This is a genomic window from Vibrio mimicus CAIM 602 (assembly GCF_000338875.1).
In the GTDB taxonomy this organism is placed as follows: domain Bacteria; phylum Pseudomonadota; class Gammaproteobacteria; order Enterobacterales; family Vibrionaceae; genus Vibrio; species Vibrio mimicus.
In genome coordinates this window covers 1-15,935 of the sequence record NZ_AOMO01000015.1, presented here as the reverse complement: position 1 = coordinate 15,935, position 15,935 = coordinate 1, and the positions used below count along the sequence as shown (strand labels likewise).

The 15,935-nt window shown below is 46.4% G+C and carries 14 protein-coding genes and 2 pseudogenes; 7 read left to right on the top strand and 9 right to left on the bottom strand.

From position 1 onward, the window contains the following. Positions 1–193 (top strand): annotated as a pseudogene (locus D908_RS17550) (DUF2750 domain-containing protein); the annotation flags it as partial. A 30-nt stretch (positions 194–223) separates the two neighbouring features. On the opposite strand, the gene D908_RS17555 reads toward D908_RS17550, so the two are convergent. The 7 genes from D908_RS17555 to pspF form a co-directional block, all read right to left on the bottom strand. After that, on the bottom strand, positions 224–991 hold the full coding sequence (locus D908_RS17555; protein ID WP_032467495.1) for a DUF2927 domain-containing protein: 768 nt from the start codon (positions 989–991) through the stop codon (positions 224–226). Between the two features lie 3 nt (positions 992–994). Then, positions 995–1,783: a peptide ABC transporter ATP-binding protein gene (locus tag D908_RS17560; RefSeq protein WP_001275026.1), complete on the bottom strand. Its 789-nt coding sequence runs from the start codon at positions 1,781–1,783 to the stop codon at positions 995–997. Beyond that, entirely contained in the window at positions 1,780–2,775 is a 996-nt protein-coding gene (locus D908_RS17565) for a peptide ABC transporter ATP-binding protein (protein WP_001128848.1), read from the bottom strand. Before D908_RS17565 ends, D908_RS17560 begins: the two co-directional genes overlap by 4 nt. Further along, positions 2,775–3,662: a putrescine export ABC transporter permease SapC gene (gene sapC, locus D908_RS17570; RefSeq protein WP_000947597.1), complete on the bottom strand. Its 888-nt coding sequence runs from the start codon at positions 3,660–3,662 to the stop codon at positions 2,775–2,777. The genes D908_RS17565 and sapC overlap by 1 nt, the downstream gene beginning before the upstream one ends. Beyond that, a complete protein-coding gene (locus D908_RS17575; RefSeq protein ID WP_000498488.1) occupies positions 3,649–4,611 on the bottom strand; it encodes an ABC transporter permease in 963 nt (320 codons plus the stop codon). The genes sapC and D908_RS17575 overlap by 14 nt, the downstream gene beginning before the upstream one ends. Continuing rightward, a complete protein-coding gene (locus tag D908_RS17580) occupies positions 4,611–6,194 on the bottom strand; it encodes an ABC transporter substrate-binding protein (protein ID WP_172462045.1) in 1,584 nt (527 codons plus the stop codon). The genes D908_RS17575 and D908_RS17580 overlap by 1 nt, the downstream gene beginning before the upstream one ends. A gap of 153 nt (positions 6,195–6,347) precedes the next feature. Further along, positions 6,348–7,373 (bottom strand): phage shock protein operon transcriptional activator, encoded by a 1,026-nt coding sequence (gene pspF, locus D908_RS17585; protein ID WP_005522323.1) that lies wholly within the window; start codon positions 7,371–7,373, stop codon positions 6,348–6,350. Positions 7,374–7,587: 214 nt separating this feature from the next. Between pspF and pspA the strand changes: the two genes are divergently transcribed. The 5 genes from pspA (at position 7,588) to D908_RS17610 (ending at position 11,359) form a co-directional block, all read left to right on the top strand. Beyond that, positions 7,588–8,256: a phage shock protein PspA gene (pspA, locus tag D908_RS17590; protein ID WP_000511043.1), complete on the top strand. Its 669-nt coding sequence runs from the start codon at positions 7,588–7,590 to the stop codon at positions 8,254–8,256. A gap of 13 nt (positions 8,257–8,269) precedes the next feature. After that, entirely contained in the window at positions 8,270–8,503 is a 234-nt protein-coding gene (gene pspB, locus D908_RS17595; RefSeq protein WP_005522320.1) for an envelope stress response membrane protein PspB, read from the top strand. Beyond that, positions 8,496–8,885, top strand: coding sequence for an envelope stress response membrane protein PspC (pspC, locus tag D908_RS17600; RefSeq protein ID WP_005522318.1), 390 nt, complete (start codon positions 8,496–8,498; stop codon positions 8,883–8,885). Before pspB ends, pspC begins: the two co-directional genes overlap by 8 nt. 321 nt (positions 8,886–9,206) lie before the next feature. Beyond that, entirely contained in the window at positions 9,207–10,556 is a 1,350-nt protein-coding gene (gene gdhA, locus D908_RS17605; RefSeq protein ID WP_000168333.1) for an NADP-specific glutamate dehydrogenase, read from the top strand. A 233-nt stretch (positions 10,557–10,789) separates the two neighbouring features. Further along, positions 10,790–11,359 carry a DNA-3-methyladenine glycosylase I gene (locus tag D908_RS17610; protein WP_005522315.1) on the top strand — a complete coding sequence of 190 codons (570 nt, stop codon included), beginning with the start codon at positions 10,790–10,792 and terminating at the stop codon, positions 11,357–11,359. A 56-nt stretch (positions 11,360–11,415) separates the two neighbouring features. Here D908_RS17610 and D908_RS0118775 read toward each other — a convergent pair. Together D908_RS0118775 and cls are read right to left on the bottom strand one after the other, a co-directional pair. Further along, positions 11,416–12,605, bottom strand: a pseudogene (locus tag D908_RS0118775) (cystathionine beta-lyase). A gap of 80 nt (positions 12,606–12,685) precedes the next feature. Next, positions 12,686–14,140: a cardiolipin synthase gene (gene cls / locus D908_RS17615; protein ID WP_005522314.1), complete on the bottom strand. Its 1,455-nt coding sequence runs from the start codon at positions 14,138–14,140 to the stop codon at positions 12,686–12,688. 336 nt (positions 14,141–14,476) lie between these two features. Between cls and D908_RS17620 the strand changes: the two genes are divergently transcribed. After that, positions 14,477–15,811 carry a sodium-dependent transporter gene (locus D908_RS17620; RefSeq protein WP_005522313.1) on the top strand — a complete coding sequence of 445 codons (1,335 nt, stop codon included), beginning with the start codon at positions 14,477–14,479 and terminating at the stop codon, positions 15,809–15,811. Positions 15,812–15,935: the final 124 nt, after the last annotated feature.

Below are 15,935 nucleotides of genomic sequence, written 5' to 3'. Positions count from 1 at the left end.
TTGGCAACGGGAGATTGGGCGAGAGTGTGAGCCAGAATCGATTGGACTGAACAAATGGTTTAGCCACTGGACTCAAGGGTTAGAGCAGGATGATTTGTCAGTCGTGGTTTTTCCAAATGACAATGAAGAAGGGGTGATTTTGTTCCCTGATGAGTTTGATTTTGAACTGAAAAAGCTCGCTAACCGTCGCTAAGTTCTTACCGAGCATTTTTTGCTGGTGAAACTAGCGCAACCATTCATACAGCGGTGAGGAACGCGCTACTCCCACCGCTTTCTCCAATACACCTTGTTGCTGATACTGCTTGAGCTTAGCCCGAATGATTGGCTGAACTTGGGTTTTATTCATACCGATTGCTAGCTCTGGTTCATAGAGCAAGCGCAGTAGAATGACATCAAGCGGTGAGAGTAAGTCTTCCGGTGTATTGTCATTAAATATTGAAGGGTAGGCGAGCTCAGAATCGTTTGGTAAGCCCATGATTTGAGTGATTTCTTCGACGATGCACGCTAAAAGCTTGCCGTGTCCCCGTGCTTGATCAACTGGAATAACCACTGAAGCCGCAATAATTTCTGATGTAGCGTTGGTGGTGTAATTGGCCTGACAAATTGCACCATGCATAGGCTGTATTGCTGATTTTCCTGCCACTTCTTCAAGTGCTTGTGCCCATTTTGATTGTTGGGTAAACACCCATATCACATTTGCTTGCACTCTGTTGGACACGACTTGGATGGGGTGTCCGGTAATTTGCGTAAGGTGTTGGATATGGTCACGCGCGAGCTGTTCATGCAGGGCTTGATCAGGGACTTGGTGCTCAAAATAGATGCGTATAGGCTCTTGCCATTTACTGAGCGGCTTCTCGCCTGATGAATATTCGTTATGTAACGCGACGGCGAGAAAAGCACGCTCGATAAAAGTAGGATTACGCCAATTTTCTTGGGCAAAAATGATGGGGCTAATCAGCATGAGTACCCCAAGCGCAATCCTTCTTATCATGGCTTAATACTTAAAGGTTGGAGCCTTGGTAAAGTGGCTTTCAATCATACGTTGTGTGATCGGGTGTTGCGGGTCGGCCAGTACTTCGTGAGTATCCCCCGCTTCTACGACATCACCTTCATGCATGACGATGATTTTATCCGTGATGTGTTTGATCACCCCGATATGTTGTGACACATACACAAAAGAAACGCCCATTTCCTCTTGTAACTCTAAAAACAGATTGAGGATTTGCGAACGCATCGCCATATCCAGACCATTCAACGCTTCATCGGCAATAATGATCGAAGGTTGCAGAATTAATGCACGCGCAAGGCAGACACGCTGTTTTTGCCCTGTTGCCAACATTTGTGGATAGAAATAGGCGTGCTCGGGCAGTAAGCCTACACGTTGCAAAGTGTCCTTCACGCGGCGCATGCGGGCTTCTGGCGTCATACTGGTGTTTCGCTTGAGTGGCCCTTCCAGAATCGTCCCAATTTGCAAACGCGGGTTAAGTGAAGTATTCGGATCTTGGAAAATCATCCGGATTAACTTACAGCGTGTCGCGTAGTCTTTGTGTTCCAAAAGTTCGCCGTTAACGCGAATTTCTCCGCCTGTCGGTGCAACCATACCAGCAAGCATACGTGCCAGCGTTGATTTGCCAGAGCCGTTTTGCCCAATAAAACCAATGGTTTGTCCGGCTTCAAGCGTGAAGCTAACGGGTTTTACAGCATGCTGGATCTGTTTGCGTAAAAAACCGGAGCGAGTGACAAAGTCTTTATGCAGATCGGTGACTTCTAACAGCGCACTCATGGTTGCGACTCCATATTCAAAGGGAAGTGGCAGGAAAACTTATGGTTCTTAATCCAGCGAGAATGGGGCATTTCTACACATTGACGCTGCGCGTAAGGGCAACGTGGCCCCAAGCGGCAGCCGATAGGTAAGTGCTGCAACGGTGGAATAGAACCAGGAAGTGATTGTAGCTTCTGTTTATGTGGGATCCAGTCACTGAAATCCGGCATCGCTTTCAAAAGCGCGGCGGTGTATGGGTGCTTAGGTTCCGCGATAATTTTCGCAGTATCGGCAGATTCAACCGATTGGCCACAATACATTACCGTGATGCGATCGGCCCACTGCGTGATGGTGGTTAAGTCATGCCCAATCAGCAAAATCGAGGTGTTGTTAACCTGATTCATTCGGCTGAGCAGGCGCAGAATTTGCGATTGAGTGATCGGGTCAACGTCATTGGTCGGCTCATCGGCAATCAACAGTTTCGGTTTGGCGGCAATCGCCATGGCAATCATCACTTTTTGACACTCACCATCGGTGAGCTCGTAAGGATAACTGGACATGATGTCTTTGTGATCTTTGATACCCACTTTATGCAGCAGAGCAATCGCCTGTTTTTTACGCCAAGTGAAGCGTTCCCACCAGCGGCCTTCAAAAGTACGAAATGGGATGGACTCAATCAGTTGTCGGCCAACTTCTTCAGACGGGTCAAGACAAGTTGAAGGCTCTTGGAAAATCATTGCGACATCGCGGGCAATCACTCGTCTGCGTTCGCGCGGTGTAAGCTGAAGTAAGTCAATATTGCCAAGGCGCATACGGTCAGCAGTGACACGCCAGTTTTCTTTGCAAATACCGACAATGGCTTTCGCCACTAAGCTTTTACCTGAGCCTGATTCACCCACCAGACCGCGAATCTCACCTTCATTCATAGTGAGGCTCATGCGGTCTACCGCTTTGACTAAGCCTTGCGGTGTTTCAATCTCAATCGTTAGGTGACGAATATCAAGTAACGGCATTATTCGACTCCTGCATTCAGTGCTTGGCGAGCACCGTCGCCAACCAAGTTAATCATCACCACGGTAAACATAATGGCCAAACCGGGCAGAGTCACTGTCCAAGGGGCGATGTAAATTAACTCTACCGAGTCGCCCAACATAGCACCCCATTCTGTGCTCGGTGATTGTGCCCCAAGCCCTAAGAAGCCCAGCGCAGTAATATCCAGTATAGCGATTGACAGTGCCATGGTGATTTCAGCGACGATCACTGGGAGCACGTTGGGAAAAATCGAGTGCCACAGTAAGTAGAATTCATTAGCGCCGTCTAAACGAGCTGCCATTACGTAGTCTTTTTCTATTTCATTATGGACTGCGACGTAAACCGAACGAATAAAGCGTGGGATTAGCGCAAGGCCAATGGCAAGCAGTACGTTGAATTCCCCCGCGCCTAAAAAAGCCACGAAAATAATCGCCAGCAGCAGCGATGGGATAGACATCACCGTGTCGAGCAGGTGGTTGAGCGTACTGGAGAGCAAACCTTTGGTCATGCCTGCTAACGCACCAATGGTTCCGCCTACTAAGGTCGCGATAACAGTAATGAGGATCGCCGCGCCGATACTGAGCAGTGAACCATCAATCAGACGAGATAAAATGTCGCGTCCTAAATCATCAGTACCAAGGAAGTAATCAACCGTACCTTCAGGCTCCCAAGAAGGGGGGAGCAGTAACACGCTCGAATGCATTTGTGGGTCATAAGGCGCAATCCAAGGTGACAGAATGGTCACAAGGCAGATAAGCAATAAACACCACAAGCCAAACATCGCGAGATTGTTCGCACGAAAGCTACGCCAGAAACGCTCGAATTGGGTAGGAATATGCTCTTCTTGATAAATACTATCGCTTAACATACCACTCTTTCCTTACCAATGGGTTAGCTACGGCACCAATCAAATCGGAGAGAATATTGGCGGTTAAAATCAAGATACCTACTACGATCACGCCAGCTTGAATCGACATAAAATCACGGTTGGCCAAAGCATCAAGCAGCCAACGACCAATACCCGGCCAGTTGAAAATCGATTCAGTAATGATGGCCAGAGTGATCATGCTAGAAAGTTGCACACCAAACTTAGGAATCATTGGCGGAATGGCATTACGCAATACGTGCTGAGTGACGATTTCGTAGTTGGACAAACCCTTAATTCTGGCGGCGCGAATATAGTTCTGGTTCATTACTTCTGCGACAGAGGCACGCATTTGCCCAATCACTTGGGTCGTTGGAGCAAGCGCAAGAACTAAGCAGGGAAGTGTCAAATGTTCTATCACACTTTGCAGAGCTTGGCTGCGGTATTGGGATTGCGATAAAAACGCATCAACCAGAGCAAATCCCGTGACATGTTCGATTTGGTATAGCAAATCATAACGCCCAGCGACCGGAAACACAGGGAAGTGCAGGGAAAACACCATGATCATCATCAGTGCCAACCAAAATATTGGTGCTGAGTAGCCAGACATAGAAATAAAGGAAATGATGGTGTCTAACCATTTACCTTGGCGCATGCCCGCAAGCGTGCCGATAGGGATCCCGATCAATAGAGACATGATGAAAGCGATGGCACAAAGCTCAATGGTCGCAGGAAAAACAACGGCTAACTCATTGATAATGGGCACGCCATTCTTGTTCAGACCAAAATTGAGTTCCATCAGCTGTACTAAATAGGTTGACCAACCTTGCCAAAAACTGAGTAGAGTCCAAGGAGAATGAGGATCAAATCTCGCCAAGCTGTAACCGACTAAAGTCAGGATCAGCAAGGTAATGATGAATAAGTTAAATTTACGTACCGTATAAACAAACATTACTCGGCCACCCTCTCAACGGTATTAAATGGCTGAACATTAAACGGACTCAAACGAACGCCAGTTAGAGACTTATTGTACGCTGTAAACTGTACGCCATGCGCTAGTGGGATAACCGGGAATTCTTGGTTAAGAATGTTCTGTGCTTGACGGTAGAGGTTTAAGCGATAGCGTGGTTTATTCACCTCAAGAGCAAGATCCAGCAGGAAATCAAAGTCGCTGTCACACCACATAGAAACGTTCAATCCCGCTCGGTTTGAATCACAAGAAAGCAGAGGTCGCAAGAAGTTATCCGGATCACCCGTATCGCCTCTCCAGCCACTTAAAAACAGGTCGATGTTGTTGCGTTCGCCCAGTTCTTGGCGCTCGGAACGATCTTCGCTAATCAGGCGCAGAGTGACACCAATATCCGCCAGATTGGCTTGGATCAGTTCCGCAGTTTTGCGTGGGCTTGGGTTGTAAGCTTTCGGGTCAACAGGGACGGACATGGTCAGATGCAGACCATTGGCGTAACCCGCCTCACGCAGCAAGGCTTGCGCATAATTGCGGTCGTAACGTATTTGTACCGCATCTTGCTGATAAGCCCAAGACGTAGGCGGCAATATGGTAAACGCGATGCTACCTGTACCGTAATAGACGGAATCCAAGATGTTTTGGCGATTAATCGCAAAGTTAAGTGCTTTACGCACGCGGGTATCATTTAATGCTGGATGCTGAGTATTCACCGCAATAAAAGCCACGTTCATCGCTGGTGTGTTAGTAAGAACAATCTCTTTGTTCTTCTCAATTGCAGGGATCTGGCTTGAAATCGGTGCATGCAAAATATCGCATTCGTTACGCAATAGTTTGGCTAACATGCCCGTACCACGTTGCGAAATGTCAAAAACTACTTGCTCGACTTTGGCGACGCCATTCCAATACTGAGGGTGTCGTTTCAAACGGATCAAATCGCGAGGGTGGTATTCCGCGAGATAGAAAGGCCCACTGCCGATCGGGAATGAATCTAACTTCTCTTTCTCATCATCAATAATCAATTGGTTGGCGTATTCCTGTGAAAGAATAACTGCGTGGCTCGTAGCGATGTTAGACAAGAAGCTGTTATCTGGTCGGCTCAGAGTAAACTTCACCGTTAAATCATCAATCGCCGTTACTTCAACCAATAAATTTTGGAAATCGATACCTTTGAACCAAGGATAGTGCGCTTGGCTGACTTTATGATAAGGATGAGAAGGATCGATAATACGTCGGAAACTGAACACGATGTCGTCAGCATTCAGTGGGCGAGTTGGTGTAAACCAAGCGGTAGTTTGAAACGCAACATCGGGACGTAGAGTAAAAACATACTCAGTACCATTGGTGTTGACTTTCCAATCACTGGCTAAGCTAGCAACGGGTAGGTGTGTCTCTGGGTCAATTGTGAGCAAAGTATCATAGAGTTGCGGGCCGAGTGCGCCAGAGGTGATATCGTTATCCACCAATTGGGGGTTAAAGGTTGTCGGCGCACTTTCACCACAATAGACAAAACCGCTACTGCGAATTTTACTGTGGTCGATGTTTTCTCCGCAGCCTGCCAGCAAACCCATGCTGCACAGCCCTAGCGTAAATCGTTTAAATGCATTCATAGTGATCTGAGTCAGTCACGAGGCGCAGCCTGCATTGCTGCCAAGCCTCAAAATCCCGCTAATTTACCATTGTTTTCTGGGCGAAACCAAGTGAAAAGGCGCATTTACCGCACATCACTCGTCTTGTTGTGAGGCGTTTTCGTTATTCATTTGAGGGTACTTTCTCATCATCCCCCGAAATTGATGATAGCTCAGTCCCAGCAGCTGTGCGGCTTGCTTTTGGTTAAATTTGGCTTGAGTGAGCGCGGTTTGCAGTAGCTCAATATCGAGCTGCTGTTGCCAAGTCTTGTAGTCAATCGGTAAGCGAAAGTGTGGTTGCTCCGTTTCATCCGGTTCCATTTTAGTTGCATTAGTTGCAGTTTCGGTGACGTTGTCACCTGATTGAAATGGATTAAACACCAATTGATCGATGGGGTGATTATCTAAGCCATGTTGGTAAACCGCACGTTCAACAACATTTTTAAGCTCACGGACATTACCTGGCCAAGGATAATCTTGTAACTGGCTCAGGGCATTACGGCTAAAGCCAACGAACAAAGGTAATTGCAGTTCACGGCACATACGAATCGCAAAATGCTCGGCGAGCAGCAAAATGTCTTCTGGGCGATGGCGCAAAGGTGGCAAATGAATCACATCAAAGGCCAGCCTATCGAGCAAATCAGCTCGGAACTGACCTTGTTTAGCCATTTGCGGCAAATCAGCATTTGTGGCGCAGACTAAACGCACATTAGCATTGAGCACCTGATTGCCGCCTACACGCTCATATTGACCGTACTCAATCACCCGTAGCAGTTTCTCTTGCACTGCCAGTGGTGCAGTGGCCAATTCATCCAAAAACAGCGTGCCGCCTTCAGCACGTTCGAACCGACCTTGGTGACGACCTTTCGCTCCCGTAAAAGAGCCAGATTCGTGGCCGAAAAGTTCTGAATCGATCAATCCTTCGCTGAGTGTTGAACAGTTGAGTGAAACTAGAGGGTTCTCCCAACGTTTAGATAAGTAATGCAGACGCTGTGCAATCAGTTCTTTACCCGTTCCTCGCTCGCCAATCACCAATACAGGACGATCGATCGGCGCTAAACGCGATACTTTATCTAAGACCGCTAGAAAAGCGGGTGACTCGCCAAGTAAGCTCTGCTGCATCCTCGTATCCTCGAAGTGGTGAAATTGACCAACTGTTGGTGAAAATCATCATAGCATGCTTAATGGAAAAATGGCCTTATTTATAAGTCTTTGATAATTAATAGCTTTAAACTTGGCATGTTATTTGGATTGATCTCTGCATCGAACGCGCAGCATCGGGCTGTAGTCGTAATCTCGGTGCACAAATGCATCATTGACTGACAGGAGAAACGTCATGGGTATTTTTTCTCGTTTTGCAGATATCGTAAATTCTAATATCAGTGCTCTACTCGATAAAGCCGAAGATCCAGAGAAGATGATTCGTCTGATTATTCAGGAAATGGAAGATACGCTCGTTGAAGTACGTACAAATTCAGCGAAGGCGATGGCGGATAAAAAGGAACTGGCGCGGAAAGTCGACAGTATTGAAAACCAGTTGCAAGATTGGCAGAACAAAGCCACGTTAGCTCTGGAAAAATCGCGTGAAGATTTGGCTCGCGCCGCATTAATCGAAAAACAGAAACTGCAACATGTACTAAAGGAGTTACACACGGAGCAGACTTTGGTAGAAGAAACCATTACGAAGCTGACCGGTGAAATCAGCAAGCTAGAAACCAAAATCACCGAAACTCGCGCAAAACAACAAGCATTGGCAATTCGTAGCCAAGCCGCGAGTAATCGCCGTGATGTACAGCGTCATTTGCACGCTGGCCGCACTGAAGAAGCGATGGCTAAGTTTGAGCAGTTCTCACGCAAGGTTGATGAGCTAGAAGCTGAAGCTGATCTGTATGCGCAATCTGGTAAAGCAAAATCCCTTGAACAGGAATTTGCTGAGTTGCAGGCACAAGATGAGATTGAAAAAGAGCTCAATAAACTCAAAGCTCAAATGAAATCCGACCAATAACTGGGAGTAGATTATGTCCTCATTTTTTATTGCAGTGCCGCTGATCGTCTTCTGTATTTTTGTCGCACCGCTTTGGCTGGTTCTCCACTATCGGAGTAAACGTCGAGCTGAAGCGGGGCTGTCAGAAGACGAAATGCGCCAATTGCATACGTTATCCGAAAAAGCGGAGCGTCTACGTGGACGAGTTGAAACTCTTGAGCGCATCTTAGACGCCGAAGCACCAAACTGGAGGCGTCATTATGAGTAAAAAGGAACTCTATCGCGATCCTGTCAATGGCAAATTGGCAGGAGTGTGTGCAGGGTTAGCTAACTACTTCGGGCTTGAAACTTGGTTGGTGCGTATTTTAGTCATCACCGCAGCATTGTTAGGTGGAACCTTCTTAGTGCTGGTCGCTTATGTGGCTTTGGCGTTGATGTTAGAGAAGCAACCCGTTGTTTATCAAGAAATCCTGCGCGCTAAGCAGGAGCATACCTTGAAAAGCAAACCCTGGGCGCAAGGGCAAGATGCGCGAGGTTTAATGCGTACCCTGGAACAAGATTTGGATCACGTCGAAGGGAAAGTTCGTACTATGGAAGCGTACGTCACTTCTGAAGCGTTCAAAGTGAATCGCGAGTTTCGAAATTTGTAAGCCTTTAATATTAAATCGAGCGGTGGAAGTACCGCTCTTTTCGTTTTCTGATGGAGAGTCAATTCGGTCACAGCAACTCTGGGATGGAGTCAGCGAATTTAAAATCGTAGGTTCAAGACGATTTTTTCATCAAAGCTGTTACCCATTGGCTTATCAGTCAAAAGATTTTATTTAGTAATCAAATGTTTCTAATGGGCGATAGCACTATTCTAATGCTTGCTCGAGCAAAACTTATAAATGATACTTTTTGTCATTTTCATGGATTTGGATTGACCAGTTGTCAATCTGTTTGTTACTCACTTGGATTATAAGGATATTCGTATGGCCAGTCGTATCGACGAAAAGCTTGAGCCCATTTACCAAGATATTTTAAAGCGTAACCCGGGTGAAACTGAGTTTCACCAAGCGGTACATGAAGTATTAGAAACCATTGGGCCAGTTCTTGTGAAATACCCAGAATTGGCACAACAGAAGATTATCGAACGCATCTGTGAACCAGAGCGTCAAATCATCTTCCGCGTTCCTTGGCAAGATGATAAGGGCGAAATCCATATCAACCGCGCTTTCCGCGTTCAATTCAATAGTGCCCTTGGCCCTTACAAAGGTGGTATGCGATTCCACCCGTCTGTTTACCTAGGCATCATCAAGTTCTTAGGTTTTGAACAAATCTTCAAAAACGCGCTGACTGGAATGCCGATTGGTGGCGGAAAAGGCGGTAGTGATTTCGACCCTAAGGGTAAATCGGATGCAGAAATCATGCGTTTCTGTCAGAGCTTAATGACGGAATTATATCGTCACTTAGGTGAGCACACCGATGTTCCAGCCGGAGATATTGGTGTTGGTGGTCGTGAAATTGGCTACCTGTTTGGTCAATACAAACGCCTTACTAACCGATATGAGTCAGGCGTATTGACGGGTAAAGGGCTTCACTATGGCGGTAGCCGTGCGCGCACCGAAGCTACGGGCTATGGCTTGGTATTCTTTGTTGAGCAAATGCTTAAAGTTCGCAACGAATGTCTAGAAGGCAAAACGGGCGTGGTTTCTGGCTCAGGTAACGTAGCAATTTATGCGATTGAAAAAGCTCAGCAACTTGGGGCAAAAGTGATTGCCTGTTCAGATTCTAGTGGTGTTATCATCGATGAAAGTGGCATTGATGTTGCTCTGTTACGACAAATTAAAGAAGTTGAGCGTTTACGTTTGACGGCTTATGCAGAACGCAAAGCCAGCAGCAAGTTCATCAAAGAAGGCAACATCTGGAGCATTGCGTGTGATTTTGCTTTACCTTGTGCGACTCAAAATGAGCTTAATGGGCATGATGCGGAACTCTTGGTGAAAAACGGCTGTAAGTTGGTCGCAGAAGGTGCCAACATGCCAAGCACGCCAGAAGCGATCAGAATTTTCCTCGACAACAACATAAGTTTTGGACCGGGTAAAGCGGCCAATGCTGGTGGTGTTGCGACCAGCGCTTTAGAAATGCAACAAAATGCAAGCCGTGACAGCTGGAGCTTTGAATACACTGAGAAGCGACTACAGGAAATCATGATTGGCATTCATCGCGATTGCTATGAAACTTCGATCGAATTCGGCGTTCCGGGCAACTATGTAGCAGGTGCCAACATTTGCGGTTTCTTGAAAGTTAGCCGAGCAATGTTGTCCATGGGATTAATCTAAGTCGCTAACATTGTTGAGTAACATACCTTGTGTTAGCACAAGTCAAAGATGGGAATTGTTCTAACTAAACTTCTCATCGTGTTAAAAGGCCAATACTGTATTGGCCTTTTTTACTTTGTATCAGAAAAGGACATAGGGTTGTTTTTGGCTCGTTCGCGGTAGCAAAGAGAATCAAACTCGGTTATACAAGGTTGAGGAAACCAAACCACAATGAACTATGTCAGAGAGGGATTATGGACGCGGCAGAACAAAAGGTTTGTGCTTGGGCGATGAACCACCCGTTAGAGCGTGAATATCACGACCAAGAGTGGGGAGTCCCTGTTCACAATGACACTAAATTGTTTGAATTTCTTACTTTAGAAGGCGCACAGGCGGGGCTTAGCTGGATCACCATCTTGAAAAAGCGCGAAGGCTACCGTCAGGCGTTTGAAGAGTATGATTTGCAGCGTTTGGCGCAATACGATGACAGTCGCGTGGAACATATTATTGCTCATTACGATGTGGTAAAGCATCGCGGAAAAATCGCCTCTGTATTTTCTAATGCAAGGGCGGCATTGGCTCTGCAACAAGAGTTTGGTTCTTTGGATGCGGCTTTATGGCAGTTTGTGGATGGCCAACCCAAGGTCAATCATTGGCAAAATATGAGTGAGGTGCCAGCCTCGACGGAAGAATCGAAAGCCATGAGTAAATTTCTCAAGAAACGAGGCTTTAAATTCGTGGGGGAAACGATTTGTTATGCCTTTATGCAGGCCGTCGGAATGGTGAATGACCATTTAGTAGGCTGCCCTAATCGTCAGGCGTAATCAAAGAAATAGGGGCATGCGCCCCTATTTTTCTACATGATTGAACTCAAAAGTAATTATGAATTAACAATTTGGTTATAGCGCTCAAACCCAGCTTCAAGGTCTGCAATCAAGTCTTCAACGTTTTCTAACCCGATATGAACACGAATTAAAGTGCCAGTGAAATACGGGTTAGCAACAGAGCGTAGTGAAGCAAATGCTTTTGGCTCATGCGCCAGTATCAAGCTTTCAAATCCTCCCCAAGAGAATCCCATGCTGAAATGTTGCATACCATCTAACAGAGCAGTGGTTGCAGCAGGTGGGTAGTCTTGAGAACGAAAGAAAACAGACCGTTCCCGCCATTGAAATCACGCTCGAAAAACTCGTGTCCCGGACAAGTTTCCAATGCAGGGTGGCGAACATGATCCACTTCTGGGCGGGTTTGTAGCCATTGGGCAATGCGTAAGCTGTTTTGTTCATGCTGGCGTAAGCGCACATCAAGTGTGCGTAGGCCGCGCATCGCCATATAAACGTCATCTGGAGAAGCGTATTGCCCCATCAGGTAACTGTGTTCACGCAGTTGTTCCCAACATTTTTCATTGGCGACCGCCGTACCCAGCATGACATCCGAATGGCCGACAATGTATTTCGTCGCTGCCTGAATCGAAATGTCTACACCGTGTTCAAAAGGAGAGAAAAGCACACCTGCTGCCCAAGTGTTATCCAGCATCACAATAATATCGTGCTCATGAGCGATGCGAGAAAGCGTTGGAATATCTTGCACTTCCATCGTCAGTGAACCGGGAGATTCGGTAAACAGAACTTTGGTATTCGGTTGGATCAGTTCGCGAATCCCTTCACCAATCATTGGATCGTAATAAGTGGTTGATACGCCAAGCTTCTTGAGAACTTTTTCACAGAAATCACGGGTCGGCTCATAACAGGTATCAACCATCAAAATATGGTCGCCATGGCCAACAAAAGAGAGAATTGCGTTGGTAATGGCGGCCGCACCACAAGGGTAAAGTACACAGCCTGCACCACCTTCAATCTCAACCATCGCATCTTGAAAAGCAAAATGAGTGGTAGTGCCACGACGTCCGTAAAACAGCGTTTTGTTAGCACGGTTTACCGCGGCTTGATTTTTTTGTGCCACAGTCTCAAAAACGACGGTCGAAGCTCGTTGTACGGGAGGGTTCACTACGCCGAGAGTCCATTTTTTATTGCGTCCCGCCGTTACAAGGCGGGTTTTGTTACCTTCTGACATCTGCTGTCCTTGTCTGATTTTACAAAGGATTATTTAAAACATGGAGCCGCGCTGGATTGCAACCCTGCGCGGTAAGAAAATTACAAAAGCGGGTTGAATAGATAAAACAGGCGCTCTAGGAATCGGTGATGCCATGGGCGTTGTTCCCACTTTGAGTAAATAATGGAATGTGATTGAGTGATGTATTGCTGCTGTAGCCAATGCATCTGTTGAGTGAATTCCAAATCATCTACCGCCAGAGTTAATTCAAAGTTCAGCCACAAACTGCGCATGTCCAGATTCACGGTTCCCACTAAGCAGAACTGCTGATCAATGACAACGGATTTGGTATGTAGTAAGCCACCATCAAACTCATGGATCTGTACACCTGCTTCGAGCAACTCGCCATAGAATGCTCTTGATGCCCATTGCACCATCAGTGAATCGTTCTTTTTCGGGATGATGATATCGACTTTGATCCCGCGTTGAGCTGTCATCTTTAATGTCGCCAGCAGATCGGCGCTGGGAACGAAATAAGGTGTAGTGATACACACAGAACGGTTCGCTTGGTTGATCGCTAAAGTCAGTACCTGTGAAATCAAATTTTCTGGCATACCCGGGCCAGAAGGAACGACTTGGATAGGGTGCTGCGGCTGATTTTCGTCAAGACGACATTCAGGGCGTTTGGGCAACATACGTGAACCTGTTTCAAACTCCCAATCCCAGCAATGGATTGCTGATAGCACATTCACCGTTGGTCCAGTAATCCGCACCATGATATCGACCCATTGTCCAACACCAGCATTTTGTTTGAAGAAGGCTGGGTCAACCATGTTCATTGAGCCGGTATAGGCAATCTCATCATCAATAACGATGATTTTACGATGTTGGCGCAAATCGAGGCGACGCAAGAATATACGCCATGGACTTACTTCCAAAGCTTGTACGACTTCAATTCCTGCATCCCGCATCATTTTTACCCAAGAGCTGCGGAAAAACCGCGGGCTGCCCGCTGAATCGAGCAACAATTTGACATCCACTCCGCGTTTTGAGGCTTGAATCAATGCTGAAGCCACTGCATCAGCTAAACCACCGGGGTGCCAGATGTAAAACACCATACGGATTTGATATTGAGCGCGTTCAATATCTTCAATGACAGAGTGCAAGATCTCATTGGGTGAATTGAGGAGTGATAGGGTATTTCCACTTAGGGCAGGGATTCCCATCCGGTTGTTACACAGTTCATCAATGCGTGAAATGTGCGCGCCCATGCCTTCTTGTACATGAGCTTGACAATCATTGAGTGAGCGGAACCAGTGGCCAAATGGGGTGAACATCTCTTTGGCGCGTTCAGCTCTTTTTCGGCCGAGATTAAGCTCACCAAACAGGAAATAGCAGAGCACTCCCACAAACGGAATGATGTAGATCACCATCAGCCAAGCCAGTGAAACACTCACCGCGCGTCTTTTAAGAACAACGCGAATGGTGACACCAGCCACTAATAGCCAATAGATGCCGATACTGAGTAGAGTCAGGAAGTGATAAACCTTGTCCATGCTTATCCAATAAGAAACAGATATTCAAAGGGGATAGTAAAGCGAAAGCATAAGAGAAGAAAGCTAAGCGACCAAATTAATAGAATAGTTGGGCAGGATGTTCGTGTTATTAATTTGTAAATATAAGTGTAAGGCGTCAGTCTTTGGATGAAAAATAAACAAACACACCAGAAAACTCACTGGTGACTAGCAAATTAGACTGTTCGGACTTCCAATTTTATTCTCGAACTGATTTACTTGCCATACTTCTTGGGTTAGTGATGATTCTGTTAGGTGTAATTTTATTTTTACACCCTGAGATGATAACCAGACAAACACAATTTATTGGTAGCAAATATGGCAAGTAGTTCTAGAGGTCAGTTCACCTCTCGATTTGGTTTTATTATGGCCGCAGCTGGCTCTGCGGTTGGGCTCGGAAATGTTTGGGGGTTCCCAACTCAAGCGGCGAGTAATGGCGGAGCCGTTTTCCTTCTGGTTTATCTTTGTATGGTCTTTTTACTGGCTTATCCGATGCTGGTTGCTGAATTGACTATTGGCCGTTATGGCCAATCTAACCCGATCCGTGCATTTCGCTCGGTCTGGCCAAAAGGCAAATTAGGTGCCATTTTGCTCGGTGTAGTCGGCATGATCGTGGTTTCACTGATTCTCAGTTTTTACGCAATCGTAGCGGGTTGGCTGGTAGGTTCGCTGTTTGGAAGTGGTTTAACGCTGATCGGTGCTGAAAGTGCTAGCCAATGGTTAACCTCATTCAGTACAGAGCGAAACCTTCTCCTAATGGTTGCTTTCATGGTTCTGACCATGTTCGTCGTGCGTAATGGTGTTGCTAACGGTATTGAGAAATGGTCTACACGCCTGATGCCTCTACTATTTGTTCTGTTTGGCTTGCTGACGATTTACATCTTCACACAAGAAGGTGCGATGGATGGCCTCAAAATGTACTTGGTGCCTGATCTCAGCCACTTCACACCTGAAGTGGTGGTTAGTGCCATGGGACAAGCATTTTTCTCATTGTCACTGGGTGTGTGTGTGATGACCACCTATGGTTCGTACTTGAATAAAGAAGCGAACCTGCCGAAAACGGCGGCTCAAGTGGCTTTGATTGATACTGGTGTTGCCTTTATTGCAGGCCTGATGGTTTTGCCAGCCATGTTTGTTGCAAAACACAATGGCGTAGAGATTTTCTCTGCATCAGGTGAGTTACTCAACTCAGACACATTGGTGTTTACCGTGTTGCCTGCAATGTTTGACACCATGGGTGCAATCGGTGCGGTGATTGGGATTATCTTCTTCTTACTGATGATCATTGCTGCGCTGACTTCTTCAATCTCTATGTTGGAAGTGCCAGTGGCCTGTGCGGTGGAGGAGTTACAACAAAGACGCACCACAGCTGTAGTATGGATTGGCGGTTTAGTTACTCTGATCTCAGGTGTGATTGTGTTGAACTTCTCTAGTCTGTTTGGATTGGTGATTGAATTCACGACTGTGTACTCTCAACCTATCATCGCGTTACTGATCACTCTGATTGCGGGTTGGATTTGGAATCGTAACCAGATCCTATCGGAGCTGAAACAAGGTTGCCCAGAAGTGGAAAACAGCCTGTTCTGGAAAATTTGGCCTTGGTATGTACGCCTAGTTTGCCCAGTACTGATGTTGATGGTGTTTTTCGCCTAATCGAAACCACAGATAACGAACTTTCTATATAAAAGCGGCTTTCGAGCCGCTTTTTCTTTAGGCGTAGAGGGTTTTGAGTATAATCACGCCGCAAAGWGMGKATTTATGTTTGATATTCTGTTTA